General features: G+C 72.5%; 24 protein-coding genes and 1 riboswitch. Of the genes, 12 read left to right on the top strand and 12 right to left on the bottom strand.

The window, feature by feature from the left end; genetic code table 11:
- Position 1 precedes the first annotated feature (1 nt).
- The 3 genes from OG413_RS21790 to rsmH are packed head-to-tail and all read right to left on the bottom strand — an operon-like array spanning position 2 to position 1775.
- Complete coding sequence (locus OG413_RS21790; protein WP_266807962.1) at positions 2 to 652, bottom strand: septum formation initiator family protein; 651 nt, start codon at positions 650 to 652, stop codon at positions 2 to 4.
- Positions 649 to 813 carry a hypothetical protein gene (locus OG413_RS21785; protein WP_266807961.1) on the bottom strand — a complete coding sequence of 55 codons (165 nt, stop codon included), beginning with the start codon at positions 811 to 813 and terminating at the stop codon, positions 649 to 651. The genes OG413_RS21790 and OG413_RS21785 overlap by 4 nt, the downstream gene beginning before the upstream one ends.
- Complete coding sequence (rsmH, locus tag OG413_RS21780; RefSeq protein ID WP_266807949.1) at positions 810 to 1775, bottom strand: 16S rRNA (cytosine(1402)-N(4))-methyltransferase RsmH; 966 nt, start codon at positions 1773 to 1775, stop codon at positions 810 to 812. Before rsmH ends, OG413_RS21785 begins: the two co-directional genes overlap by 4 nt.
- A gap of 419 nt (positions 1776 to 2194) precedes the next feature.
- Between rsmH and OG413_RS21775 the strand changes: the two genes are divergently transcribed.
- The 4 genes from OG413_RS21775 to OG413_RS21760 all read left to right on the top strand — a co-directional run bounded on the left by OG413_RS21775 (position 2195) and on the right by OG413_RS21760 (position 7833).
- The gene (locus tag OG413_RS21775; protein WP_266807947.1) at positions 2195 to 2758 is read left to right on the top strand and encodes a carbonic anhydrase; all 564 of its coding nucleotides are present in this window, start codon (positions 2195 to 2197) and stop codon (positions 2756 to 2758) included.
- Between the two features lie 232 nt (positions 2759 to 2990).
- Entirely contained in the window at positions 2991 to 4043 is a 1053-nt protein-coding gene (locus tag OG413_RS21770; protein WP_266807946.1) for a MoxR family ATPase, read from the top strand.
- Positions 4043 to 5416 carry a DUF58 domain-containing protein gene (locus OG413_RS21765; RefSeq protein ID WP_266807944.1) on the top strand — a complete coding sequence of 458 codons (1374 nt, stop codon included), beginning with the start codon at positions 4043 to 4045 and terminating at the stop codon, positions 5414 to 5416. Before OG413_RS21770 ends, OG413_RS21765 begins: the two co-directional genes overlap by 1 nt.
- Positions 5413 to 7833: a transglutaminaseTgpA domain-containing protein gene (locus tag OG413_RS21760; RefSeq protein ID WP_266807942.1), complete on the top strand. Its 2421-nt coding sequence runs from the start codon at positions 5413 to 5415 to the stop codon at positions 7831 to 7833. The genes OG413_RS21765 and OG413_RS21760 overlap by 4 nt, the downstream gene beginning before the upstream one ends.
- A gap of 243 nt (positions 7834 to 8076) precedes the next feature.
- Here OG413_RS21760 and OG413_RS21755 read toward each other — a convergent pair whose 3' ends face one another.
- The 3 genes from OG413_RS21755 to OG413_RS21745 all read right to left on the bottom strand — a co-directional run bounded on the left by OG413_RS21755 (position 8077) and on the right by OG413_RS21745 (position 10173).
- The gene (locus OG413_RS21755; RefSeq protein WP_266807940.1) at positions 8077 to 8481 is read right to left on the bottom strand and encodes a DUF3040 domain-containing protein; all 405 of its coding nucleotides are present in this window, start codon (positions 8479 to 8481) and stop codon (positions 8077 to 8079) included.
- A gap of 302 nt (positions 8482 to 8783) precedes the next feature.
- Positions 8784 to 9542: a methyltransferase gene (locus tag OG413_RS21750; RefSeq protein WP_266807938.1), complete on the bottom strand. Its 759-nt coding sequence runs from the start codon at positions 9540 to 9542 to the stop codon at positions 8784 to 8786.
- Positions 9543 to 9645: 103 nt separating this feature from the next.
- The gene (locus OG413_RS21745) at positions 9646 to 10173 is read right to left on the bottom strand and encodes an SAV_6107 family HEPN domain-containing protein (protein WP_266807937.1); all 528 of its coding nucleotides are present in this window, start codon (positions 10171 to 10173) and stop codon (positions 9646 to 9648) included.
- 329 nt (positions 10174 to 10502) lie between these two features.
- Between OG413_RS21745 and OG413_RS21740 the strand changes: the two genes are divergently transcribed.
- From OG413_RS21740 to OG413_RS21720, 5 genes are all read left to right on the top strand, one after another.
- Entirely contained in the window at positions 10503 to 11246 is a 744-nt protein-coding gene (locus OG413_RS21740; protein ID WP_266807935.1) for an ATP-binding cassette domain-containing protein, read from the top strand.
- Positions 11218 to 13308, top strand: a complete 2091-nt coding sequence (locus OG413_RS21735) for a YhgE/Pip domain-containing protein (RefSeq protein WP_266807933.1) — start codon at positions 11218 to 11220, stop codon at positions 13306 to 13308. Before OG413_RS21740 ends, OG413_RS21735 begins: the two co-directional genes overlap by 29 nt.
- A 29-nt stretch (positions 13309 to 13337) precedes the next feature.
- On the top strand, positions 13338 to 13949 hold the full coding sequence (locus OG413_RS21730; protein WP_266807932.1) for a TetR/AcrR family transcriptional regulator: 612 nt from the start codon (positions 13338 to 13340) through the stop codon (positions 13947 to 13949).
- Positions 13950 to 14387: 438 nt separating this feature from the next.
- Entirely contained in the window at positions 14388 to 15005 is a 618-nt protein-coding gene (locus OG413_RS21725; RefSeq protein ID WP_266807930.1) for a DUF4126 domain-containing protein, read from the top strand.
- Between the two features lie 31 nt (positions 15006 to 15036).
- On the top strand, positions 15037 to 16554 hold the full coding sequence (locus OG413_RS21720; RefSeq protein ID WP_266807928.1) for an NAD(P)/FAD-dependent oxidoreductase: 1518 nt from the start codon (positions 15037 to 15039) through the stop codon (positions 16552 to 16554).
- Positions 16555 to 16653: 99 nt separating this feature from the next.
- On the opposite strand, the gene OG413_RS21715 is transcribed toward OG413_RS21720, so the two are convergent.
- From OG413_RS21715 to OG413_RS21690, 6 genes are all read right to left on the bottom strand, one after another.
- Positions 16654 to 17586 carry a hypothetical protein gene (locus OG413_RS21715; RefSeq protein ID WP_266807926.1) on the bottom strand — a complete coding sequence of 311 codons (933 nt, stop codon included), beginning with the start codon at positions 17584 to 17586 and terminating at the stop codon, positions 16654 to 16656.
- A gap of 50 nt (positions 17587 to 17636) precedes the next feature.
- Positions 17637 to 18554 carry a methylenetetrahydrofolate reductase [NAD(P)H] gene (gene metF, locus OG413_RS21710; protein WP_266807924.1) on the bottom strand — a complete coding sequence of 306 codons (918 nt, stop codon included), beginning with the start codon at positions 18552 to 18554 and terminating at the stop codon, positions 17637 to 17639.
- A 163-nt stretch (positions 18555 to 18717) separates the two neighbouring features.
- Positions 18718 to 19368 carry a thiamine phosphate synthase gene (gene thiE / locus OG413_RS21705; protein WP_266807922.1) on the bottom strand — a complete coding sequence of 217 codons (651 nt, stop codon included), beginning with the start codon at positions 19366 to 19368 and terminating at the stop codon, positions 18718 to 18720.
- A gap of 76 nt (positions 19369 to 19444) precedes the next feature.
- Complete coding sequence (locus OG413_RS21700) at positions 19445 to 19810, bottom strand: Rv2175c family DNA-binding protein (protein WP_266807920.1); 366 nt, start codon at positions 19808 to 19810, stop codon at positions 19445 to 19447.
- 69 nt (positions 19811 to 19879) lie between these two features.
- The gene (locus OG413_RS21695) at positions 19880 to 21124 is read right to left on the bottom strand and encodes an NAD(P)/FAD-dependent oxidoreductase (RefSeq protein ID WP_266807918.1); all 1245 of its coding nucleotides are present in this window, start codon (positions 21122 to 21124) and stop codon (positions 19880 to 19882) included.
- A gap of 28 nt (positions 21125 to 21152) precedes the next feature.
- Positions 21153 to 21494, bottom strand: a complete 342-nt coding sequence (locus OG413_RS21690; protein WP_266807916.1) for a hypothetical protein — start codon at positions 21492 to 21494, stop codon at positions 21153 to 21155.
- A gap of 51 nt (positions 21495 to 21545) precedes the next feature.
- A riboswitch (TPP riboswitch) is annotated at positions 21546 to 21658 on the top strand.
- Between OG413_RS21690 and thiO the strand changes: the two genes are divergently transcribed.
- From thiO to OG413_RS21675, 3 genes are all read left to right on the top strand, one after another.
- Positions 21656 to 22843 (top strand): glycine oxidase ThiO, encoded by a 1188-nt coding sequence (gene thiO, locus OG413_RS21685; protein WP_266807914.1) that lies wholly within the window; start codon positions 21656 to 21658, stop codon positions 22841 to 22843. It overlaps the preceding riboswitch by 3 nt.
- A gap of 140 nt (positions 22844 to 22983) precedes the next feature.
- Entirely contained in the window at positions 22984 to 23172 is a 189-nt protein-coding gene (gene thiS / locus OG413_RS21680) for a sulfur carrier protein ThiS (RefSeq protein ID WP_266810286.1), read from the top strand.
- Between the two features lie 2 nt (positions 23173 to 23174).
- Positions 23175 to 23978, top strand: coding sequence for a thiazole synthase (locus OG413_RS21675; RefSeq protein WP_266807912.1), 804 nt, complete (start codon positions 23175 to 23177; stop codon positions 23976 to 23978).
- The last annotated feature ends 67 nt before the right edge of the window (positions 23979 to 24045 follow it).

Genomic DNA, 24045 nt, shown 5'->3' with positions numbered 1-24045 from the left:
GTCACCTGCCGGGGCTCGTCGGGGGCGGGGTCGCCGCGGTGCGCGGCGGCGCGGTCTCTGCTGCGGGGCCGCCGGGCTCGGCGGGCGCCTCGCGGGTTGTTCCGGCGGCACCGCTCGCCGGGCCCGCGGGGGCTTCGGGGGCGGCGGGCGTGGGACCGGCGGCCTGCGCGGAGGCGTCGGCTGTGGGCGTGGCGCTCGGTGACGCGCCGTCGGAGGGGGCGGCCGGGACGGTGGGCTCGCTGGTCTCGGGCTCCGGCTCCGGCTCCGGGGTGGGGGACGGCTCGGCGGTGACCTCCGCGGGCACCCCGCGGACCGTGCCGTCCGGGTCGAGGAAGGCCGGGCTGCCGCCGGGCACCATGCCGAGTTCCCGGGCGCGGCGCTCCAGCGCGTCGGGCTGGGAGTAGCCGTCGACGTCACGCTGGAGGGCCTGCTGCTCGTCGGTGAGGTCGGTGGTCTGTTTCTTGAGCTCGCTCAGCCTGAACGATCCTTCGTTCAGCGCGGAGTTCAGCAGGAGAAGGCCGATGAGTCCGCCGCCCAGGAGCAGGACGACCAGCAGGACGAAGGGGGTGCGGGCCGCGTTGCTGGGCCCCGACGGCATCAGCCGGGCGAGCCGTCCGGCCCGCCCTTTCAACTGCGCGGCCGGCTTGCTCACCGCATCACCCCTGCCGCCTCGGCCGCCGGGCCGGTCACAGCACCGGTCGCCACCTCGGCCGCCATACCGTTCACCGCGCCGGTCACAGCACGGGCCGCCCAGTCGGTCACAGCACGGGGCACGGCACCGGTCACCGCCTCCGACGCTCCGGGAGCACTCATCGCTCCTCCTCGCGGATGCGCTGGGCGCCGCGCAGCCGGGCGGGGGCGGCGCGCCGGTTCTCGGCGACCTCTTCCTCGGTGGGCAGCTCCGCGCCTCGGGTGAGCAGCTTCAGCCGGGGCTGGTAGCGCTCGGGGACGACGGGCAGCCCGGGGGGTGCCGTGTTGGCGGCGCCCGCCGCGAAGACCTGCTTGACCAGCCGGTCCTCCAGCGAGTGGTAGGACAGGACGGCGATGCGGCCACCGACCGCGAGACTCCGCACGGCGGCCGGGATGGCCCGCTCCAGGACGGTGAGTTCGCCGTTGACCTCGATGCGCAGGGCCTGGAAGGTGCGCTTGGCCGGGTTTCCCCCGGTGCGCTTGGCGGCCTGCGGCAGGGAGTCGCGGATCAGCTCGACGAGCCTGGCGCTGTTGCTGAACGGCTCCTTCTCGCGCTCGCGCACAACGGCGGAGACGATCCGCTTGGCCTGCTTCTCCTCGCCGTACGCGCGCAGGATCCGGACGAGTTCGCCCGGCGGATAGGTGTTGAGCACCTCGGCGGCGCCGATGCCGGTCGTCTGGTCCATGCGCATGTCGAGCGGGGCGTCCTGGGCGTACGCGAATCCGCGGTCGGCCTCGTCCAGTTGCATCGAGGAGACACCGAGGTCGAACAGAACGCCCTGGACCTTGGGGATGCCCAGCCGGGCGAGCACCTCGGGAAGCTCGTCGTAGACGGCGTGCACCAAAGTGGCCCGGTCGCCGTACGGGGCGAGCCGTTCGCCCGAGAGCCGCAGCGCTTCCTTGTCCCGGTCCAGGGCGATCAGCCGGGCGGTGGGGAAGGCTGCGAGCAGGGCCTCGCTGTGGCCACCGAGGCCGAGGGTGCAGTCGACGACCACCGGCGCCCCGGTGCCCGGGGTTTCCAGAGCCGGGGCCAACAGGTCCAGGCACCGCTGGAGCATCACCGGGACATGTCGGGTCTGGCTCAAAGCGCCCTCTCAGGCTCAGTCCCGTGCGGCAGCGCGTGCGTCCTGGTCCCCGCCCGCCCTGAAGGGGAGGTCCGCCGACGCCGGGGAAGGGGCGTCGGCCGACCAAGAGCGGGAGAGGGCCGGGCCGCACGTAACACCGCACAGCACGGGGAAAAACGGAATGTGCGATATCTATGGAATGCGCGTTATGTGCGGGGTGTGTCGGTAACTTCGCGTCACTTTAGTCCACCCTGCCATTCGATCGATTCCCGATCAACGAACCGGGCAGCGCGTCGGCCCGACGCCCTCGCACCCCGGAGCTCACCCGACCGGGTGCATCTCTGTGAGGCTTGTGGGTTACCTCACAACAAGCCTCGTTGACGTTCTTTGTCCACTCTCACAGCAGGCTTCGTCCAGCTGGGAGGGCTAACGTCATCTTCATGTCGACTTCCGCGCACTCCCCCGCCGAACCCGTGACGACCGCCCCTGGCGCGGCCAGTTCCGGCAGCACCGTCACCGACCGCCTGGTCGAGGCGAATGCCCGGTACGCGGACGAGTTCAGCGACCCGGGCATGGACGCACGGCCGGTGCTGCACGTCGCCGTGGTCGCCTGCATGGACGCCCGCCTCGACCTGCACGACGCGCTCGGCCTCGAACTCGGCGACTGCCACACCATCCGCAACGCGGGCGGCGTGGTCACCGACGACGTGATCCGCTCGCTCACCATCAGCCAGCGGGCACTCGGCACCCGCAGCGTCATACTCATCCACCACACCAACTGCGGCCTGGAATCGCTCACCGAGGGCTTCCGGCAGGAGCTGGAGCACGAGGTCGGCCAGCGGCCGGTCTGGGCGGTGGAGGCCTACACGGACGCCGACCAGGACGTACGCCAGTCGATGCAGCGCGTACGCACGTCGCCGTTCCTCCTGCACACCGACGACATCCGCGGCTTCGTCTTCGACGTCACCACCGGCCTGCTGCGCGAGATCCTTCCCGCTTCCTGACCCGCCCCCGCCCCCGCCCCACCCCTCCTCCGGCGGCATCAGGACACCGAAACCCCAGCAACAGCCGACATATCGCACCCACTTATCCACAGGCGAGTGACACGAAGCGGTAACGGCAACAAGAATGCGGGGGTGGCATCTCCCCGGGTCCTCCGGCGCGGTGTCCGCATTTCGGGGTGGGCCGGGGCACCAATGCGCGCCGGCCCATGCACAAAGGGCCGAGGAGGGCCGGGTGACGACCTATGACGATCGAGCGAGCCTCACAGATCTGACCACCACAGCGGAGCGGGTGCGCAGGTCGGTGGAGGGTGTGATCGAGGGCAAGCCTGAGGTCGTACGGCTTTCGCTGACCGTGCTGCTCGCGGAAGGACATCTCCTCATCGAGGATGTCCCCGGGGTCGGCAAGACCATGCTGGCCAAGGCGCTGGCGCGGTCCATCGACTGCTCGGTGCGGCGCATTCAGTTCACACCGGATCTCCTGCCTTCGGACATCACCGGTGTGTCCATCTTCGATCAGCAGCGGCGGGACTTCGAGTTCAAACCGGGCGCCATCTTCGCCCAGATCGTGATCGGCGACGAGATCAACCGCGCCTCGCCGAAGACCCAGTCCGCGCTGCTGGAGTCGATGGAGGAGCGCCAGGTCACCATCGACGGACAGACGTACGAGCTGCCCAACCCGTTCATGGTGGTGGCCACCCAGAACCCGGTGGAGATGGAGGGCACCTACCCGCTGCCCGAAGCCCAGCGCGACCGCTTCATGGCCCGGGTCTCGATCGGTTACCCCAGCCCGGAGGCCGAGCTGCAGATGCTCGACGTGCACGGCGACGTCTCACCGCTGGACGACCTCCAGCCGGTGGCGCACGCCCACGACATCGTGAAGCTGATCGACGCGGTGCGCACGGTCCATGTCGCCGATTCCGTCCGCAGGTACGCGGTGGAGCTGGTCGGGGCCACCCGCAACCACCCGGATCTCAGACTCGGGGCCTCGCCGCGCGCGACCCTGCATCTGCTGCGCGCCTCGAAGGCCTCCGCCGCCCTCAGCGGGCGCGACTACGCGCTGCCGGACGATGTGCAGGCGCTCGCCACAGCGGTCCTCGCGCACCGCCTGCTGCCCACCGCGCAGGCCCAGCTGAACCGCCGCACGGCCGAACAGGTGGTGCTGGAGATCCTTCAGCGCACACCCGTGCCGACCTCGGCCGGTGGCACCGCGGCCGACGTGCGGTCCCAGCACCTGCCGGGCCGCCCGGCGTACGGCCAGCAGCAGCCCGGCGCACGGCGGCTGTGATGGCGGCCGGGGAGCCCGGTGCCGTGGAGGACGGCGACGACAAGGGCGGTCTGCGGGCGGCCCTGGGCGGGCTGACCACCCGGGGACGGTCCTTCCTCGCCGCCGGTGTGGCCGCCGCGGTCTGCGCCTATGTGCTGGGCCAGGGCGACCTGCTGCGGGTCGGGCTGCTGCTCGCCGTGCTGCCGCTGCTGTGTGTGACGGTCCTCTACCGCACCCGCTACCGGGTCGCGGGCAGCCGACGGCTGTCGCCGTCCCGGGTGCCCGCCGGTTCCGAGGCGCGGGTGCACCTGCGGATGGACAATGTGTCCCGGCTGCCCACCGGGCTCCTGATGCTCCAGGACCGGGTGCCGTACGTGCTGGGGCCGAGGCCCCGATTCGTACTGGACCGGGTGGAGGCGGGCGGCCGTCGCGAGGTGTCCTACAAGGTCAGGTCCGACCTGCGCGGGCGCTACCCGCTGGGCCCGCTGCAACTGCGGCTCAGCGACCCCTTCGGCATGTGCGAGCTGACCCGCTCGTTCAGTGCGTACGACACCCTGATCGTGATCCCGCGTACCGAGCCGCTGCCGACGCTGCGGCTCGCGGGCGAGGCTTCGGGGTACGGCGACGGGCGGCAGCGCTCGCTGGCCCTGGCCGGGGAGGACGATGTCATTCCGCGCGGCTACCGGCACGGCGACGATCTGCGCCGGGTCCACTGGCGTTCCACCGCGCGCTACGGCGAGCTGATGGTGCGGCGCGAGGAACAGCCGCGGCGGGCCCGGTGCACGGTGCTGCTGGACACCCGGCGGATCGGCTATCAGGGGGCGGGGCCCGACTCGGCCTTCGAGTGGGCGGTGTCGGGCGCGGCGTCCGCGCTGGTGCACATGCTGGAGCGGGGCTTCGCGGTACGGCTGCTGACGGACGACGGGAATGCGGTACCGGGTGAGAGTTCCGACGGGTTCGCCGGTTCGACCCAGGAGTCCGCGGACTCGGCCGGCCTGATGCTGGACACCCTCGCGGTCGTCGACCAGTCCGACGGCGGCGGGCTGTCGCGTGCGTACGACGTGCTGCGCGGCGGAAACGAAGGGCTGCTGATCGCCTTCTTCGGCGATCTCGACGAGGAACAGACGGCGGTGGCGGCCCGGATGCGGCAGCGCAGCGGCGCGGCCGTCGCCTTCGTCCTGGACAGCGGGGGCTGGGTGCACGGCGGGGACGGGCAGGGCGCGAGCGCCGCCGACGAGCGGCTGCGGCTGCTGCGCGAGGCGGGCTGGATCGCGGTGCCGGTGCCCGCCGGGGCGGAACTCGCCCGGCTGTGGCAGCAGGCGGGTCAGCTGCCCGACGGCACCCAGAGCGCCGGGAGCGGCGGTTCGACAGGTTTTTCGGGGGGATGGTCATGAGCGGGCGGACCCGGCTGGCGCTGTGCGCCTTTGCGGCGACGCTGATGGCGGCGGGCGCTCTGCTGCCACTGGTGGAGTCGGCGGGGTGGCTGTTGCAGGCGGTGGTCCTGCTCGCGATCCAGGGCGGGGCGGGCGCGCTCGCCCGCCGGGTGACGCCGGCCAGGTCGCTGACCGTGGCCGCTCAGGCGCTGGTCACGCTGTTGGTACTGACCGTGGTGTTCGCCAGGGACCACGCGCTCTTCGGTGTCCTGCCCGGACCGGAGGCGGTCGAGCGGCTCGGGGCACTGCTCACGGCGGGCGCCGACGATGTCGGTACGTACTCCATTCCGGCACCGACGACGGACGGCATCCGGCTGCTGCTGATCGGCGGTGTGCTGCTGATCGGGCTCGCGGTGGACGCTCTCGCGGTGACCTTCCGCAGCGCGGCCCCGGCCGGGCTGCCGCTGCTCGCGCTGTACTCGGTCGCCGCCGGGCTGGCCGACGGCGCGGCGGGCTGGCTGTGGTTCCTGCTCGCCGCCTGCGGCTATCTGCTGCTCCTGCTGGCCGAGGGCCGGGACCGGCTGTCCCAGTGGGGGCGGGTCTTCGGCGGCGTCGCCCGGTCCTCGGACGGTCTGGCCGGGCTCACCGCTTCCGGCAGCGGGGCGACGGCCCCGGTCCGCACCGGGCGGCGCATCGGCGCCGTGGCACTGGGGATCGCCCTGGTCGTCCCCGCGGCCCTGCCCGCTCTCGACGGCGGCCTGCTGGGCGGTACGGGCAACGGGAACGGCAAGGGCAGCGGCGGCGGCACCATCTCCGCGGTGAATCCGCTGGTCTCGCTGCAGAACAACCTCAACCAGCCGGAGAACCGGGAGGTGATGACGTATCGCACCAACTCCGGGAACCCCCAGGACCTGTATCTGCGGATCCTGGCCCTGGACCAGTTCAACGGAAGCGAGTGGCGGTCCTCGACCCGCCGGCTCAAGGATGTGCCCGAGCGCCTCCCCGATCCCACCGGGCTGAATCCGGACGTCGCCGTGACCGAGATCAGGACGAACATCGCGGCGTCGCGCTCGTACCGGCAGACCTATCTGCCGCTCCCCTACCCCGTGACCGAGGTCAAGGTCGGCGGGCGCTGGCGGTACGAGCCCGAGGGCCGCACCCTCGTCGGCGACGACGGCCAGACGACGCGTGGCGCGCGCTACGAGGTCGGCAGCCTGGTGGTCGAACCGACCGCGGCACAGCTCGCCACGGCGGGCCCGCCGCCGGAGGCGCTGGCACGGGAGTACACCCGGCTGCCCGGCTCGCTGCCGGACGTGGTGGCCGAGACGGCCCGGAAGGTCACGCAGGGCTCGGCCAACGACTACGAACGAGCCGTGAAGCTGCAGGACTGGTTCTCCTCCTCGGGCGGCTTCATCTACGACACGACGGTCACCTCGGGGACCGGATCGGCGGCGATCGGCCGGTTCCTCAAGGACAAGCAGGGCTTCTGCGTCCACTTCTCGTTCACGATGGCCGCGATGGCCCGGACGCTGGGCATCCCGGCCCGGGTCGCGGTGGGCTTCACGCCGGGCACCGTCCAGGCAGACGGGGCGTCCTCGGTCGGGCTGCGGGACGCGCACGCCTGGCCCGAGCTGTATTTCGAGGGTGTGGGCTGGACCCGGTTCGAGCCGACACCGACGCGGGGCACCACCCCGGCGTACACCCGGCCCGACGCCCCCTCTGGCGACGCGGCCAATCCGGTGCAGCCGTCCACGAGCGCCTCCGCCGTGCCGAGCACCGCGCCGTCCGCCTCGGAGAGCTGCCCGGCGCAGATGCGCCGCCAGGGTGAGTGCGGTTCCTCAGCGGCTCCGGGCGCGGTGGGCCCCACGGATCCGAGGACGCCCGCGGGCACGGTGACCCTGATCGTTCTCGGCGCGGTGCTGGTGCTGGTACTGCCTCTGCTGCCGCTGCTCTGGCGGGTCCGTGCCCGGACCCGGAGGCTGAGCTCGTCCGAGGGACGCACGCCCGCGGATGCCAGGGCCAGAATCCTGGCGGCCTGGCGGGAGATCAACGATTCGGCGTGGGACCACGGCATCGTGCCGGACGAGTCGCTGACCCCGCGCAAGGCCGCGGCGCGCATCGTGCGGCTGGGCCGGCTCGACTCCACCGCGGCTGCCGCGGTGCACCGGGTCGCGGGGGCCGTGGAGCAGGTGCTCTACGCGCCGCGGCCCCGGCCGGCCGCCGGTCTCACCGAGGACGCCCTCTTGGTACGGGCGGCTCTGCGGGCCTCCGTGGGCCGCGCCGCACGGCTCCGCGCGACGGTCGCGCCCCGCTCGGCCGTCCGGGTGGTGTGGGCGATCACGGAGCGCCGTGCGGCGTTCGCCCAGCGCTGGGCGAACCGTCCGGGGCGTGGCCGCTGGACCCGCCGACCGCGCAGGCCCTCGCGCCAGCCCGGCTGACCGGGAGCCTCCGGCAACGGGCCGGGCCCGCCCCTCGCGGACGGACCCGGCCCACCGCCACGCGCGCCTCGGCCGGGGCCCCGGCCCCGCTCGCCGCACCCCAGCGGGCGCTGATCGCCGAGCAGTGCCGGGAAGCGGGATGGGTGAGGGGCGGCCGCAGAAATGCGGCCGCCCCTCACCCATCAGTGTCCAGCGTTAAGTTCTCAGCCCGATTCCGGAACGACTTCCGGGAATCGGGAGTGTCTATTGGCCCTGTTCGTCGCGGCGGCGCTGCCACCGTTGCTCGATGCGGTTCATCATCGACCGGCGCTGCCGGGGCTGTCGGCGGGTGCCGCTGCCCCCGCTCCCTGCGGCCTCCGGCTGTTGTTCGCCGGGTTTGGGTGCTTTGCGCCACCCGGTGACCGCGAGCACGGCGCAGCCCAGCATGACGAGGAACCCCACCACGCTGACCCAGATCTGCTGTGCGACCATTCCGGCCATGAGGAGCGCGATACCCACCAGAAAGCCAGCGACCGCCTGGTAGACCCGTCGTCGGGTGTACGTACGCAGCCCGCTTCCCTCAAGCGCTGTAGCGAACTTGGGATCTTCGGCGTACAGCGCTCGCTCCATCTGCTCGAGCATTCGCTGCTCGTGCTCCGAGAGCGGCACGGAGTCCTCCTCGTCGTCGGCCGCGGGGGCGACCGGTATGCGGCCCTTCCAGGATAGGCAGGGATTCGCCCCCGTGAAACCCGCCCTCTAGCGTTTAGCCACTCCGGACCGCCATGTCGGCTCGGCTGCTGAGGCGTAGATTCCCCGACATCCGATCCGTCATGCCGGATGGTGTCACCCGATCATACGGGGCCGGAGCGCCGTACGGGGGTCCTGGGCAGTACTCCGTCTGCGGCTGCGTTGCTGATCAGCCACGCTCCGCTCGCTCCGCGGCCATGCGCAGGCAGCGACCGCGCCACCCCTCAGGCGCGCTTCTCGCCCAGAACGTGCAGCTGGGTCGCGACCGAGTGGAAGGCCGGCAGCTCGGCCACCGCGGCCTCCAGCTTGAGGAGCGCTTCCATGGCGCCCGGCTCGGTGTCCACCAGGACGCCCGGCACGAGGTCGGCGAAGACCCGTACGCCGTGCACGGCCCCGACCTCCAGGCCCGCGCCGGAGACCAGGCCGGAGAGCTGCTCGGCGGTGAACCGGCGGGGCACCGGGTCGCCCTCGCCCCAGCGGCCGGCCGGGTCGCCGAGCGCCTGCCGGGCCTCGGTGAAGTGCCCGGCGAGCGCCCTGGCCAGGACGGCCCCGCCGAGCCCGGCGGCCAGCAGGCTGAGCGCGCCGGACGGACGGAGCGCGTCGACCGCGTTCCGTACTCCCTCGGCGGGCTCGTCCACGTACTCCAGGACACCGTGGCAGAGCACCGCGTCGAAGCCTCCGCGCTCCACCACGTCGAACAGTCCGAGGATGTCGCCCTGGACTCCCCGGACGCGGTCGGCGACCCCGGCCTCGGCGGCGCGGCGCTCCAGCGCGAAGAGCGCGTTGGGGCTGGGGTCGACGACCGTGACCCGGTGGCCGAGCCGGGCGACGGGCACCGCGAAGTTCCCGGTGCCGCCGCCGGTGTCCAGGACGTCCAGGTCGTCCCTGCCGGTCGCCTTGACCTGGCGGTCGAGAGCGTCCTTGAGGACCTCCCAGACCACGGCGGTACGGAGGGAGGCGCGGGGGCGCAGCTGGTCCGACACGACAGATGACTCCTCGGCACGGTGCCGCCGCTGACGGCGGAGCGTGAACAGTGCAGGTGACTACAGGTGCTCTCCACCCTATTGCCTCGCACCGCCGTCCCGGTCACCTCTCGTCGGGCCGCTCCTTCCTGGGTTGCGGGAGCACCGGCTGGAGCACCAGCAGGCGTTCGACCAGGCGCAGGAACATCGCCGCGTCGCGCAGCAGATCATCGGCGTCACGGGTACCGGCCGCGCCCGGCATACCGGCCTCCGCCCGTGCCCGGCGGAGGGCTCCGGAGGCGAACAGCGCGCTCCACTCCGTGAGTTCGGGGGCTATCTCCGGGAGGACTTCCCACGCACTGCGGATGCGCTCCCGGCGGCGCTTGTTCGTTTCGGGGCGGCCTCGGGCGGCGAGCACGGCGGCAGCCGTACGCAGCGCGGCGAGGTGGGCGGTGGCATACCGCTCGTTCGGCACGTCGAGAACGGCGGCCTCGTCGAGGCCGGCACGGGCCTTGGCGAGCAGATCGAGAGCGGCCGGCGGCGCCGTGGTGCGGCGCGGTACAGGGTGGACATCGCTTGCCGGACCGGTCAGTGAGGGGGCAGGGCTGACTGCGCGGCGCCGCGGGGCGGCGGCTGCGGACGAGCTGGCCATGACGAACCTCCTGCTGTCGTCGTGTGACGGCTCCGTGGCCGTATGTATCCATCGTGACGGACCCCACTGACAATTCCGCCGAACCCACCTCCGACCTGGGCGTTCTCACCGAAGGCTCACCGAGGACTCACCGAGGACCTCCCCAGGATCTACCGAAGGCCCACCGAAGAAGGCAGTCGCCGGCCGGTGGGCTCGGGCGTCGGGCGGGCCCGCGCACAGCCCGCCGGGCAGCGCGCTTTTGCGTTCGAGCGCAGGTTCGGGCTAACTTTTTGCACTGACCGGTCAGTTCAAGAGAATCGTTCGAGCATCAGAGGATCAGGGGAGGGCCTGTGGACAGCCCGCACGGCGCAGCTGTCGGCGCCGAGGACTTCGGACTCAAGGGACCGCGCGGCTGGGCCTTCCGGGGGGTGGACCTCACCGCCGCCCCCGGAGCGCTCGTCGCGATCGAGGGACCGTCCGGCTCGGGCCGCACCTGCCTGCTGCTCGCGCTCACCGGCCGGATGCGCCCCTCCGAGGGCCACGCGGAGACCGGCGGCCTGAGCCTGCCCGCCAAGGCGGCCGCCGTACGCAGGATCAGCGCCCTGGGACCGGTCCCAGGAGTCAGCGAGCTCGACCCCGCCTTCACCGTCGCCGAACATCTGCGGGAACGGGCCCTGCTCCAGCGCCGCTACGGCGGTTCGCTGCGCGCCCTGCTCCGCCCGCGCGCCGAGCGGGCCGCCGCGGCGCGGGCCCGGATCGACGAGGCGCTGGACGCCGCCGGACTCGATCCCGCCGCCCTGCCCAAGGCCGAGCGGACCTCCGTACGGGATCTGGAGCGGCTCGAAGCACTGCGGCTGTCCGTCGCCCTGGCGCTGATCGGCCGACCCCGGCTGCTCGCCGTCGACGACACCGATCTCAAGCTGTCCGACGCCGAACGCGCCGAGGCATGGGACCTGCTGCGTTCGATCGCCGCTGGCGGAACGACGGTGCTCGCCGTGTGCAGCGAGGCCCCCGAGGACGCGCTCGTCGTGCGTACCGGCACCACCACCGAGGAGAGGACGGCCGATGCGTTCGCCGAAACTGGCCGCGCTTGAACTGAAGCGGTTCGGCAGGGGGAAGCTGCCGGCGGCCGCGCTGGTGGCCCTTCTGCTGCTGCCTCTGCTGTACGGAGCCCTGTACCTCTGCTCGTTCTGGGATCCTTACGGGCGCCTCGACAAGCTGCCCGTCGCCCTGGTCAACAACGACAAGGGGGCGAGTGCCGCGGGCAAGCGCATCGCGGCGGGTGACGAGATCACCGGCAAGCTGCGGGACTCCGAGATCTTCCAGTGGCACGAGGTCAGCTCCGCCGAGGCCCACAAGGGCGTCGAGGACGGGACGTACTACCTCTCGCTGACCATGCCGTCCGACTTCAGCAGCAGGATCGCTTCGAGCAGCGGGGACTCCCCCGAGACCGGCGCCCTCCAGGTACGGACGAACGACGCCAACAACTACATCGTCGGGCAGATCTCCCGGTCGGTGTTCTCCGAGGTGCGCACCGCCGCCTCCACGAACGCCTCGCGGGGCTTCCTGGACCGGATCTTCATCAACTTCTCCGACCTCCACGGTCAGACCGAGAAGGCCGCCAAGGGTGCCGACGACCTCAAGGGCGGCATCTCCCAGGCCAAGAAGGGCTCCAAGGACCTCGCGGACGGCCTCAAGGACTCCAAGGCGGGCAGCAAGCGGCTGTCCGACGGGATCGTCACGCTCAGCCAGGGCGCGAGCGACCTCGAAGCGGGCTCCCGGCAGGTCGCCGACGGCACCCAGGCGCTCGCCGACAAGGTCAACGGCATCGCCGGCGACGTCCGCCCGTTCCTGAAGGACAACGGGAAGGCGATCGGCGACACGGCCCGGCTGGTCGCCGACTCCTCGCAGACCGTACGGGACAACCTCGACCTGCTCGTGGAGGCAGCCCCCACCGCGGCCGGCGCCGCCCACACGGCCTCCGACGACCTCGCCGAGGTCTATCGCACCCGGTGCGAGGAGCAGCCTCTCCCCGACGACCCCACGGTCTGCCCGCCGCTGGAGCGGGCCAGGACCGCGGCGGCCGATGTCGCGAAGGTCGCCGACGACGTGAACGCACTGGTCACCCATCAGAACGGGGACCTCAAGAAGCTGCGCGGGCAGCTGGCCACCCTTCAGGAGCAGGCCGACGCGCTCGCGAAGCGCTCGCCGGCCCTGGACACGGACCTGAAGTCCGCCGTCGCGAAGATCAACGCGCTCAACACCGGTGCCCACAAGGTCGCCACGGGCGCCGACGCGCTGCACACCGGACTGGGCACGGCCAAGACCGGATCCGCCGATCTGGACACCGGTGTCGGCAAGCTCAAGACGGGCGCGGACAACCTGGACGGCGGGCTGTTCCGGCTCGGCGACGGGTCGGCGACGCTCGCCCAGGGGCTGAACGACGGCGTCGGCAAGATCCCGGACTACGACAAGAAGGACCGCGACGCGCGTACGGGCGTCATGGCCGACCCCGTGCAGCTGGCCTCCAAGTCGCTGCACGCGGCCCCGAACTACGGCACCGGTTTCGCCCCGTACTTCATCCCGCTCTCCCTCTGGGTCGGCGCGATGGTGGCGTACATGCTGATCCAGCCGCTCAACCGACGGGCGCTCGCCGCCGGAGCCTCCGCCTGGCGGATCGCCCTCGCCGGCTGGCTTCCGGTCGCCGCGATCGGCGTGCTCCAGGTCGCCGCGCTGATGTCCGTCCTGCACTGGGGCCTCGGCCTGCGGATGGCGCACGCGGCCGGGACGATCGGCTTCCTGGCCCTGGTGACCTGCTGCTTCGCCTCGATCGTGCAGTGGCTGAACGCCCGCTTCGGCGCGGCGGGGCGGATCCTCGTCCTGGCGGTGCTGATGCTCCAGCTCACCTCGGCGGGCGGGACGTACCCCGTCGAGACCAGCCCCGGCTTCTTCGGCGCGATCCACCCGTACCTGCCGATGAGTTACGTCGTCGACGCGCTGCGCAGGCTGATCACCGGCGGCGGTCTCGGCCCGGTGTGGCAGGGCTGCGCGGTCCTGCTGGCCTTCACCGCGGGCGCGCTGGCCCTGACCGCCCTCTCCGCGCGCCGCAAGCAGGTGTGGACCCTGGACCGGCTGCATCCGGAGCTGAGCCTGTGAGCACGCCGGGACCTGTGAGAATCGACCGTATGGAAAGCAGTAGCACCACGCGCCGCCAGGCCACCCGGCAGAAGCTCTACGAGGCGGCGGTCACCCTCATCGCGGAGAAGGGCTTCTCCGCGACCACCGTGGACGAGATCGCCGAGCGCGCCGGGGTCGCCAAGGGCACGGTCTACTACAACTTCAAGAGCAAGACCGAACTCTTCGAGGAGCTGCTGCGCCACGGCGTCGGGCTGCTCACGGCCTCGCTCCGGTCCGCCGCGGAGGAGACCGAGGAGCGCGGCGGCAGCAAGGTGGAGGCGCTGGACGCGATGATCAGGGCCGGTCTGGCCTTCATCGACCGCTACCCGGCCTTCACTCAGCTGTACGTCGCCGAGCTCTGGCGCACCAACCGTGCCTGGCAGGCCACTCTGCTGGTGGTGCGGCAGGAGGCCGTGGCCGTGGTCGAGGACGTGCTGCGCGACGCCGTGAAGAACGGTGAGCTGAGCGAGGAGATCGACATTCCACTGACGGCCGCCGCGCTCGTCGGGATGGTGCTGGTGGCGGCTCTCGACTGGCAGGCGTTCCAGCCGGAACGGTCCATTGACGAGGTGCACTCGGCGCTGTCCCTGCTGCTGCACGGGCGGGTCAGCGGGCGCTGACCGGCCGCGCTCGTCCGGGCGGGTCAGCGGGTCCGGCCAAGGCCGTGCGCGTCCGTGGCGGGCGCCGGGCTGAGCCGTGTGTTCCCGGCAGCCGCGGCACACACGAAGACGCCGGTCCGGCCGAGTTCGATCGTCTCGAACTCGGCCGGACCGGCGTTTTCCGTGCTGCCGGAGAACCTCTCCCCCGTGACCCCGATCTCCCCCGCGGTCCCCCGGGCTCTCCGTCGCGCACCCCCGCTGCGTCAGGGGTGCCGCGCCGTTCCGCCGCCCCGTGTCGGCGGTCCTGGCGCCGCGCCCCTTCCGTGGCCACCACTCTGCCGCCCGCGCGGGGTGGGGGCCTATCCGCGCAGCTACTCATCTCGCTCCCTAGGTACGGATACTCAGAGCTGCGCACCCGGGCCCACCCGGTCCGGGCCCGCTCTGGCTACGATCGCGTCCGTGTCCGTACTCCCCCTGGTGTTCACGAGTGGCTGGGCGAGCGGGATCAACGCCTACGCGGTGGTCCTGCTCCTCGGCATCTTCGGCGCGACCGGCGTGAGCGACGAGGTGCCCGCGTCGTTGCAGCGCACCGATGTCCTCGTCGTGGCCGCCGTCCTGTTCCTGTGCGAGGCGGTGGCCGACAAGATCCCGTACGTCGACTCGGTCTGGGACACGGCGCACACCGTGATCCGGCCGCTCTCCGGCGCGGTCGTCGCGGCGCTGCTGGCCGGTGGGAGCGGTTCGCTGCCTGAGCTCGCGGCCGGGGCGGTCGGCGGTTCCACGGCGCTGCTGAGCCACCTGGTGAAGGCGGGCACCAGGATGGCGGTCAACACCTCCCCCGAACCGTTCAGCAACATCGGGGTGAGCACGGCCGAGGACCTCGGTGTCGCCGGGATCATCACGTTCGCCATATTCCATCCGCTGGCGGCCGCCGTCATCGCCGCTGTCCTACTGCTGCTCGGGCTGCTGACACTGGTCTTCCTGGCCGCGCGGATCCGCCGGTTCCTGCGCCGCAGGGCCCAGCGCCGCGAGGAGAAACGCCTGGCCGGAGCGGGTGGGCACCGGCCTCCCGGGTGAGTTGTCGGTGGCGGTCGATAAAGTCGACGGCATGGCACGAATTGCGGTGATCGGCGCCGGGACGGGCGCGATGGCGGCGGCCGCCCGGCTCGCCGTGGCTGGCCACCGGGTGACGGTGTACGAGCGCTCGGCGACGTACGGCGGCTCGGTCGGCAGGTATACCCATGAGGGCTTCGCCTTCGACACCGGGCCGACGCTCCTTCATCTCCCCGCGGTCCAGCGCGACTTGTTCGTGAAGACCGGCAAGGAGTCCCTGGAGCAGAGCGTCACGCTGTCCCAGGTCGATCCGGCGAGCCGCCACCTCTTCGCGGACGGCACCGCGGTGTCCCTGCCCAACGCCTCGCGGTCCAAGGTGGCCGCCGCCCTGGACGGAGCGCTCGGGCCCGGCTCGGGAGCCCGTTGGAGCGGCTTCCTGGACCGGGCCCGCGATGCGTGGGACCGGTCGCGGCGGCCGTTGCTGGAGGAGCCGCTGCGCCCCGACTGGCAGGCGCTCGGCCGCGACCCCTACCCCTCGGTCCGGCAGCGCCGGCTGCTGCGCGGTGCCCGGCAGGCGGGCACGGTGGCGGAGGTCGGCGCCTGGGAGCTGGCGGACCCCCGGCTGGCCGCCCTGCTCGACGGGTACGCCCTGTCGTACGGCCTCGATCCGCGCCGCGCCCCGGCGGCGGCGGCCCTGCTGCCGTACATGGAGGAGACCTTCGGCAGCTGGTACATCACCGGAGGGATTCGGGAGCTGGCCCGCGCGGTGTACGAGCGGTGCCTGGCACGCCGGGTGGAGTTCGTCTTCGGCGCCGAGGTGGTCCGGGTGGTCGAGAAGGACGGCCGGGCGGCGGGCGTGGAGCTGGCGGGCGGCGAGGTGGCGGAGGCCGACCGGGTGGTGCTCGGCGCCCAGCCGCGCCCCGGTCTGGTGCCGGGTCAGGAGCTGTGGGGGGACGGGGACGTGGCGGCGTGGCCGCGCCCCGCGGGCGATGACGTGCCGGGCCGGTTCGTGGTGCTGCTGTCTCTGCGCGGCGCCCGGGAGGCCGATGCCGTGCACCGGACCGTGGTGCACGCGGCGGACGGGGCGGCGGAGCTCGACGCGGTGTTCCGGGGCCGGGTCGCCGAGCGGCCCACGGTCACGGTGCTGCGTCCCGACGATCCCTCGACCCGCCCGGACGAGGCGCACGAGGCGGTGACGCTGACGGCGACGGTGGCTCCGCAGGGCCCGGTCGACTGGACGGACGCGGCGCTGCGCGAGCGGTATGCCGACACGCTGATCTCGTCGGCCGTGGAGGCCGTTCCGGGTCTGCGGGAGCGGATCCTGCACAGGGAGGTGCGTACGCCGGTCGAGACCGCCGCCGAGACGGGAGCCGAGGGGGGTTCGGTGCCCGCGCCCGCACTGGCCGGGGCCGGGGGCGCGTATCTGCGTCCGGCGAACCGCACCCGGCTGCCGGGACTGTATCTGGCGGGCGGCTGGTCGCATCCGGGTGGCGGGCTGGCGCATGCCGGAATGTCGGGGACGCTCGTCGCCGGACTCATCGTGGAGGGCGACGACTTCCGCGGCTCCCGCTGAACGACTGAACGAAGCGAACGGAGCGAACGACGGCCGGGCGAACGGCACGGCGGCCGGAGGCGGCCGGGCGCGCCCCGGCCGCCGTGCCGACAGCCGTGCTCAGTAGCGGTACGGCTCGCTCTGGCCGGTGTCATTGCCGTTGCCATTGCCGTTGCCGTACGGAGCGGGCCGCACGGGCTGTTCCGGCGGCATCGGCGGGAACTGCCCGGCGTCGCGCTGCTGCGGGACCCAGACGCCCCCGGGCGGGGTCTCCGGGCTGTCGTACTGCTGCGGGTAGGGGTCGGCGTACTGCTGCTGCCCCCCGAAGCTGTCGTAGTTGTTGCCGTAGCTGTCGTACGAGGCGTAGGGCGCGGATCCGCCTGCGGGGCCGGTGCCGATGTACGGGTCGGAGTAGGCCGCGTAGCTCTGCTGCTGGCCCGTGCCGTAGTCGTACTGCCCGGCGTAGGTGTCCTGGGCGGCGGGCCGGTCGTAGTCGCCGTAGGGGGTGTACGCGCCGTACTGCGGCTGCGGTTCGGCCCCGTGCTGCTCGGGGTGGCCGGAGCCGGGGCCGTTGCCGTTGCCGTCGCCCTGCTGGCCGTTCCCGGCGTACGTGTTGTCGGTGTAGACGCCGTACTGCCCGGTGTCGTCGGGCAGCGGCTGCGGCTCGTAGACGGATGCGGCGGGCGCGGCCGCGGTCTCCGCGAGGGGCTGCTCGTACTCCAGGTCCGAGACCTGCAGCGTGGGCTCCTTGGTGGCCGCCCGCTCACCGCCGCCACGGCGACGGCGGCTCTCGCCGGGGCTGCCCCCGATGGCCCAGCCGGTCGAGAAGCCCCGCCGGAAGGAGAGGGTCACATAGGTCTGGCCGGTGGCGAAGGCGATCGCCCCGACCACGATGACCGGCACGGACGCGATCAGCACACCGATGACCACGGTGAGGAACCCGCCGAAGGCGAGGAGCCGCCAGCGCAGCCGTGCCTTGTACTGCAGCAGCACCTCGCCCAGCAGCCACAACGCCACAAAGCCGAATGCGATGTAGAGGACCGTCCAGCCCACGCCCGCCCCCTCCTACGGCCACCGCCCCGGTTGGTGGCGGGTACGGCCGGTCACGACTGCTTGTGCAGTCCGAGATTCTCGTAGATTTCGAGCGTTGCCGTCGAGTTGTTGAGCGTGATGAAGTGAAGTCCGGGCACGCCTTCGGACAGCAGCTTCGCGCAGAACTTCGTTGCGAACTCGATGCCAATGGAGCGTACAGCGGCTGGATCGTCCTTGACGGCGAGGATGCGTTCTTTCAACGACGCGGGGAGGGTCGCGTTGCTGAGCTGCGCAAACCTTTCCAACTGTTTCACGCTGGTGAGGGGCATGACCTCGGGAATGATCGGGGTGTCGCAACCCGCCGCGACCACGCGGTCACGCATCCGGAGATAGTCATCCGGATTGAAGAACATCTGAGTGATCGCATAATCGGCTCCGGCGCGGCACTTGTCCACGAAATGCCCGATGTCGGTCTCCCAGTCGGTCGACCGCGGGTGCATTTCGGGAAAGGCGGCGACGCCGACACAGAAGTCGCCGGATTCCTTGATGAGCCGGACGAGGTCGGCGGCGTACCGCACGCCCTGCCCGTGCTCGACCCACTCGCCCATCGGGTCGCCGGGCGGGTCGCCCCGCACCGCGAGGATGTTCCTGATTCCGGCGTCGGCGTACTGCCCGACCATGTTGCGCAGTTCCGCGACGGAGTGGTTGACCGCGGTGAGGTGGGCGACCGGGGTGAGCGTGGAGTCGGCGGCGATCTGCTGCGTCGCCCTGACCGTCCCCGAGCGGGTGGAGCCGCCGGCGCCGTACGTCACCGAGACGAAGCTCGGGCGCACCGCCTCGACCCGGCGCAGCGCGTTCCAGAGGTTCCGCTCACCCTTCTCGGTCTTGGGCGCCCAGAATTCGAAGGAATACGAGGTCGTGCCGGTCGCGAGCAGGTCACGCACGGTGCGTGCACGGTCTGTCCTGGTGGAAGGTGTGCCAAGGGCCATACTGCGAGGTTAACCAGGGCTCGGCGGTCGCCCAACCGGGCCTGCGTTTTTTGTCTCGATTGGCCTGATTGTTGTCCACCCCTCGGACATCACGCGGGCGTCACGCGGACATCGCCCGACATCGCACGGGCATCAGGCGGCATCACGCGGACATGCCCTCAGATCAGACGGAGCGTGCCCGCACCCGCCGCGCGAGTGCGGCGGTGGCCGCGGCCGGGTCGGCGGCCTCGGTGATCGCCCGGACGACGACGACCCTGCGGGCACCCGCGTCCAGCACCTCGTCCAGATTGCCCTCGTCGATCCCGCCGATGGCGAACCAGGGGCGCGGCTGGTCGAGCGAGGCAGCGTAGCGCACGAGTCCGAGCCCGGGGGCGTGCCGGCCGGGCTTGGTGGGGGTGGGCCAGCAGGGGCCGGTGCAGAAGTAGTCCACGCCCGCCTCGGCGACGGCCGCGTCGACCTCGGACTCGGCATGCGTGGAGCGGCCGGTCACCACGTCGGCGCCGATGATCGCGCGAGCGGCGGGCACCGGCAGGTCACCCTGGCCCAGGTGCAGCACGTCCGCACCGATGGCATGGGCGACGTCGGCGCGGTCGTTCACGGCGAGGAGCTTGCCGTGACGCTCGCAGGCGTCGGCGAACACCGCGAGGTGTTCCAGCTCCTCCGCCGCCTCCATGCCCTTGTCGCGCAGCTGGACGATGTCCACGCCCGCCGGGAGCACGGCATCGAGGAAAGCGGGAAGGTCACCCTGTCGCCTGCGGGCGTCCGTGCACAGGTAGAGCCGGGCGTCGGACAGCAGCTCGCGAGGCGTGGGCATGGCGAAAATCCCCCGTCGGTACGGCGGGCGTACGGGCCGTGCGGGACGGCCCGTACCCCGCAGGTGGTTGTCTCGGTCAGAGGGCGAGCGCCTGGGCGCGGCGCTTCACCTCCGTACCGCGATTCTCGCTCAGAGCCTGCGCGGGGGTGCCGGGCAGGCTCGGGTCGGGAGTGAAGAGCCAGTCCAGCATCTCCTGGTCGGAGAAGCCGTCGTCCCTCAGGAGCGTCAGGGTCCCGGCGAGGCCCTTGACGACCTTGTCGCCGTCGATGAAGGCGGCAGGCACCTGGAGCGTCCGGTTCTCACCGCGTCGTACGGCGATGAGCTGGCCTTCCTTGACCAGCTGCCGCACCCGCGTCACCTGGATGTCGAGCAGTTCCGCGATGTCGGGAAGGTGGAGCCAGGCAGGTACTAGAGCATCGATCTTTGCGTCAATCTCGGTCACGAGGACAAGCGTGCCATCTGGGACCGACAGCCGGAAGCCGGGCCCGACCGTACGGGGGTCGGGCCCGGCTCACAGAGCCGTCGACTTCAGCGGTACGGAGGGGTCCGCCACCCGCGCCGGGTCGAGTGCCGCCCCCGATTCGATGAGCTTGCGCCCCTGCGCCAGATCGCGGGGACGGCCGACGGCGAGGACCGCCACGAGCGCGCCGTCGCGCAGCCAGCACACCGACCAGGCGGGATCGGCCGGGTCGCCGCGCCACAGGAGGGCGTCGGCGTGGGCGTGGTGGCCCGCGTACTGCACGAAGCGGCCGAACTGCTCGGACCAGAAGTACGGCACGGGGTCGTACACGCCGGGACGGCCGTCGCCGTCGAGTGCCGCGATGTCCGCGGCGACGGTCCTGGGGCCCTGGAGGGCGTTGTCCCAGTGGTGGACCAGCAGGCGTGCGCCGTAGCGGGCGGACGGGAAGGAGGCGCAGTCGCCGACCGCGTACACATCGGGCAGCGAGGTGCGCAGCGCGCTGTCGGCGGTGACCGAGCCGTCCGGGCCGAGCGCGATGCCGGAGCCGGCCAGCCAGCCGGTGGCGGGCCGGGCGCCGATCCCGACGACCACCGCACCGGCCGGGAGCACCCGGCCGTCCGCCAGGGTGACGGTGCCCGGTTCGACGCGGGAGACCCGGGCGCCGGTGAGGAGTTCGGCGCCGCTCTCGGCGTACCAGCCGGCCATGGGGGCGGCGACCTCGGCGGGCAGGGCGCCCGCGAGGGGGCGTTCGGCGGCCTCGACGACGGTGACCGCGCAGCCCGCGGTGCGGGCCGCGGTGGCGAACTCGGCGCCGATCCATCCCGCCCCGACGACCACCACGTCGTGCTGCCGTTCCAGGACGGGCCGCAGCCGGGCGGCGTCGTCGAGGGTGCGCAGCAGGTGCACGCCCCGCACGCCCTCGGAGCCGGGCAGCCGCACGGGTTCGGCCCCGGTGGCGATGACCAGGACGTCGTACGGAACGGGGCCGTCCGGTGTGTCCAGCTCATGTGCGCCGGAGCGCAGGCCACTCACGTCCACGCCCAGGCGCAGGGTGATGTCCAGCGCCTCGAAGTCGATGTCGAAGGCGGAGTTCTCGGCCTCGCCGAGCAGGACGGCCTTGGACAGCGGTGGCCGGTCGTAGGGCTGGTGCGGTTCGGCGCCGACCAGGGTCACCGGTCCGGTGAAGCCCCGTTCGCGCAGGGCGACGGCGGTCTGCACGCCCGCCATGCCCGCTCCGACGATCACGACACGGCGCGCCGACTGCCGCGCTGACTGTTGTTCCGTCTGCTCGCTCACCCGTACACCATAAACACCTGACGGACCGTCAGGAAATGAGCTCCTCCACCACGCTCGTCCCGCTGCCCTCCTGGGACTCCCACTCCCACCGTTCGTCCAGCCGCACCCGGCCGTCCGGGCATGCGCCGACCGTGGACAGGCAGTGCCCGGAGGAGGTCGTTCCGTCCTGCTTCAGCTGGACGTACCGGAAATCGAGCGTGTCCGCGGACCGGGTGCCGACGAGATGGCCGCGCACCACGTCACCGCCCTCGTACTCGGCCCAGATCCGGCCGTCCCGCTCGTGGTACGTGAAGCGGGTGCGGGTGCCGACCTGGCCGGGGGCCTGGTCGGCGACCGGCGAGAGGACGAGGCCGTCGAGCGAACGGGCCATGGCGGTTGCTCCCTTACTGGGCGTGGGCGACTGGGTTTAGGGTGGCAGACGTAAAACACTCGCGGGAGCCCGGACGTACCGGGCTGAGAGGGAGGCTGGACGGCCTCCGACCGTACGAACCTGATCCGGGTCATGCCGGCGAAGGGAGGGGCTGGACGCCCATGCGTTCTTCCACGAACGGAAATGGATCCGACGTCCTCGTCATCGGGGGCGGGATCATCGGTCTGGTGACCGCCTGGCGGGCGGCGCAGCGCGGACTGCGGACGACGGTGGCCGACCCCGCACCGGGGGGCGGGGCCGCCCGGGTCGCGGCCGGAATGCTGGCCGCCGTCACCGAACTCCACTACGGCGAACAGCTGCTGCTCGGTCTCAACGTCGCCTCCGCCGCGCGCTATCCGGAGTTCGCCGCCGAGCTGTCCGCCGCGAGCGGACAGGACATCGGCTTCCGCGCCTGCGGCACGCTCGCCGTCGCGCTGGACTCCGACGACCGCGCCCATCTGCGCGAACTGCACGCCCTGCAACAGCGTTCGGGGCTGGAGTCCGAGTGGCTCAGCGGACGCGAGTGCCGTCGCCTGGAACCGATGCTGGCACCCGGGGTCCGCGGCGGGCTGCGCGTGGACGGCGATCACCAGGTGGACCCCCGGCGGCTCGCCTCGGCGCTCCTGACCGCCTGCGAGCGGGCCGGGGTGGTCCTGAGCCGGGGCTGGGCCGAGCGGCTGACGGTCACGGGCGGGCGGGCCGTCGGAGCCGTGCTGGCCGACGGTACGGAGCTCGCCGCCGACCAGGTCGTGCTCGCCGCGGGCAGTCTCAGCGGCCGGCTCGCGGGCGTGCCCGAAGAGGCCGTACCACCGGTCCGCCCGGTCAAGGGCCAGGTACTGCGGCTGACCGTGCCACCCGCGTACGCCCCCTTCCTCAGCCGGACCGTGCGCGCCGTGGTGCGCGGCAGCCATCTCTATCTCGTCCCGCGCGAGAACGGCGAACTGGTCGTCGGCGCCACCAGTGAGGAGATGGGCTGGGACACCACCGTCACGGCCGGCGGGGTGTACGAGCTGCTGCGCGACGCGCACGAACTGGTGCCCGGCATCACCGAACTGCCCCTCACCGAGACCCGGGCGGGCCTGCGCCCCGCCTCCCCCGACAACGCACCGCTGCTGGGCCCCACCGCGCTGCCCGGCCTCCTGCTCGCCACCGGCCACCACCGCAACGGGGTGCTGCTGACCCCCGTCACCGGCGACGCGATGGCGGACGTGCTGACCTCCGGCGAGCTGCCCGAGGTGGCCCGCCCCTTCGCGCCGAGCCGTTTCACGCCCACCGCCGCCGCCCCCGTACCTCAGGAGCAGCCCGCATGACCCAGCCCGATTCCGCCCCTGTGCCCTCTTCCGCGCCCGGTCCGGTCGCCGCACCCGCGCCGGTCACCGATTCGGCCTCCGGCCCGGCTTCCGGAACGGGCTCCGGACCGGCCGCCGTTCCGGCCTCCGTTTCGGTTTCCGTGAACGGGGAACGCCGCGTCCTCCCCGCCGGTACCGCGCTGGACGTCCTCGTCGCGAGCCTGACATCCGCGCACTCCGGGGTCGCCGCCGCCGTCAACGAGAGCGTCGTCCCGCGCGGCCAGTGGTCCCTCACCGCGCTCGGCGACGGCGACCGGGTCGAGGTCCTGACCGCCGTGCAGGGGGGCTGACCATGTCCGACGACCTCTTCGCCCTCGGCGGCGCCTCCTTCACCTCCCGGCTGATCATGGGCACCGGCGGCGCTCCGAGCCTCGATGTCCTGGAACGCTCCCTGGTCGCCTCCGGCACCGAGATGACCACCGTCGCGATGCGCCGGCTCGACCCGACCGTGCGGGGCTCGGTGCTCTCCGTCCTGGAGAAGCTCGCCATCCGGGTGCTGCCGAACACCGCGGGCTGCTTCACCGCGGGCGAGGCCGTCCTGACCGCCCGGCTGGCCCGGGAGGCACTGGGCACGGACTGGATCAAGCTGGAGGTGGTGGCCGACGAGCGGACGCTGCTGCCCGACCCGGTCGAGCTGCTGGACGCGGCCGAGATCCTGGTCGACGACGGGTTCACGGTCCTGCCGTACACCAACGACGACCCCGTACTGGCCCGGAAACTGGAGGACGTGGGGTGCGCGGCGATCATGCCGCTGGGCTCCCCCATCGGCTCCGGGCTCGGCATCCGCAATCCGCACAACTTCCAGCTGATCGTCGAGCGGGCCGGGGTGCCGGTGATCCTGGACGCCGGGGCGGGGACGGCGTCGGACGCGGCGCAGGCGATGGAGCTGGGGTGCGCCGCGGTAATGCTGGCCTCCGCGGTGACCCGGGCGCAGGAGCCGGAGCTGATGGCGGCCGCGATGCGGCACGCGGTGGACGGTGGACGGCTGGCGTACCGGGCGGGCCGGATCCCGCGCCGCCACTTCGCCGAGGCATCGTCCCCGGTGGCGGGCCGGGCGGTGCTGGACCTCCTGGACCCGGAGCACCCGGCGTTCTGACGTCCCGCACCGCACCCCGGCCATGAGCGTGTCCCTGTCACGGATCGGCTGCAGTACCGCTCCGGGA

The organism is Streptomyces sp. NBC_01433, from assembly GCF_026340105.1.
GTDB lineage: Bacteria > Actinomycetota > Actinomycetes > Streptomycetales > Streptomycetaceae > Streptomyces.
Note: the sequence above shows the minus strand (reverse complement) of the source record. Positions and strands in the feature narration are given on the sequence as shown.

What these genes read in the sequence shown, in the direction of transcription:
- OG413_RS21785 (WP_266807961.1), bottom strand. Translation starts at nt 813, where the DNA reads ATGAGTGCTCCCGGAGCGTCGGAGGCGGTGACCGGTGCCGTGCCCCGT.
- OG413_RS21775 (WP_266807947.1), top strand. Translation starts at nt 2,195, where the DNA reads ATGTCGACTTCCGCGCACTCCCCCGCCGAACCCGTGACGACCGCCCCT.
- OG413_RS21765 (WP_266807944.1), top strand. Translation starts at nt 4,043, where the DNA reads ATGGCGGCCGGGGAGCCCGGTGCCGTGGAGGACGGCGACGACAAGGGC.
- OG413_RS21760 (WP_266807942.1), top strand. Translation starts at nt 5,413, where the DNA reads ATGAGCGGGCGGACCCGGCTGGCGCTGTGCGCCTTTGCGGCGACGCTG.
- OG413_RS21745 (WP_266807937.1), bottom strand. Translation starts at nt 10,173, where the DNA reads ATGGCCAGCTCGTCCGCAGCCGCCGCCCCGCGGCGCCGCGCAGTCAGC.
- OG413_RS21735 (WP_266807933.1), top strand. Translation starts at nt 11,218, where the DNA reads ATGCGTTCGCCGAAACTGGCCGCGCTTGAACTGAAGCGGTTCGGCAGG.
- OG413_RS21730 (WP_266807932.1), top strand. Translation starts at nt 13,338, where the DNA reads ATGGAAAGCAGTAGCACCACGCGCCGCCAGGCCACCCGGCAGAAGCTC.
- OG413_RS21720 (WP_266807928.1), top strand. Translation starts at nt 15,037, where the DNA reads ATGGCACGAATTGCGGTGATCGGCGCCGGGACGGGCGCGATGGCGGCG.
- metF (WP_266807924.1), bottom strand. Translation starts at nt 18,554, where the DNA reads ATGGCCCTTGGCACACCTTCCACCAGGACAGACCGTGCACGCACCGTG.
- thiE (WP_266807922.1), bottom strand. Translation starts at nt 19,368, where the DNA reads ATGCCCACGCCTCGCGAGCTGCTGTCCGACGCCCGGCTCTACCTGTGC.
- OG413_RS21690 (WP_266807916.1), bottom strand. Translation starts at nt 21,494, where the DNA reads ATGGCCCGTTCGCTCGACGGCCTCGTCCTCTCGCCGGTCGCCGACCAG.
- thiO (WP_266807914.1), top strand. Translation starts at nt 21,656, where the DNA reads ATGCGTTCTTCCACGAACGGAAATGGATCCGACGTCCTCGTCATCGGG.
- OG413_RS21675 (WP_266807912.1), top strand. Translation starts at nt 23,175, where the DNA reads ATGTCCGACGACCTCTTCGCCCTCGGCGGCGCCTCCTTCACCTCCCGG.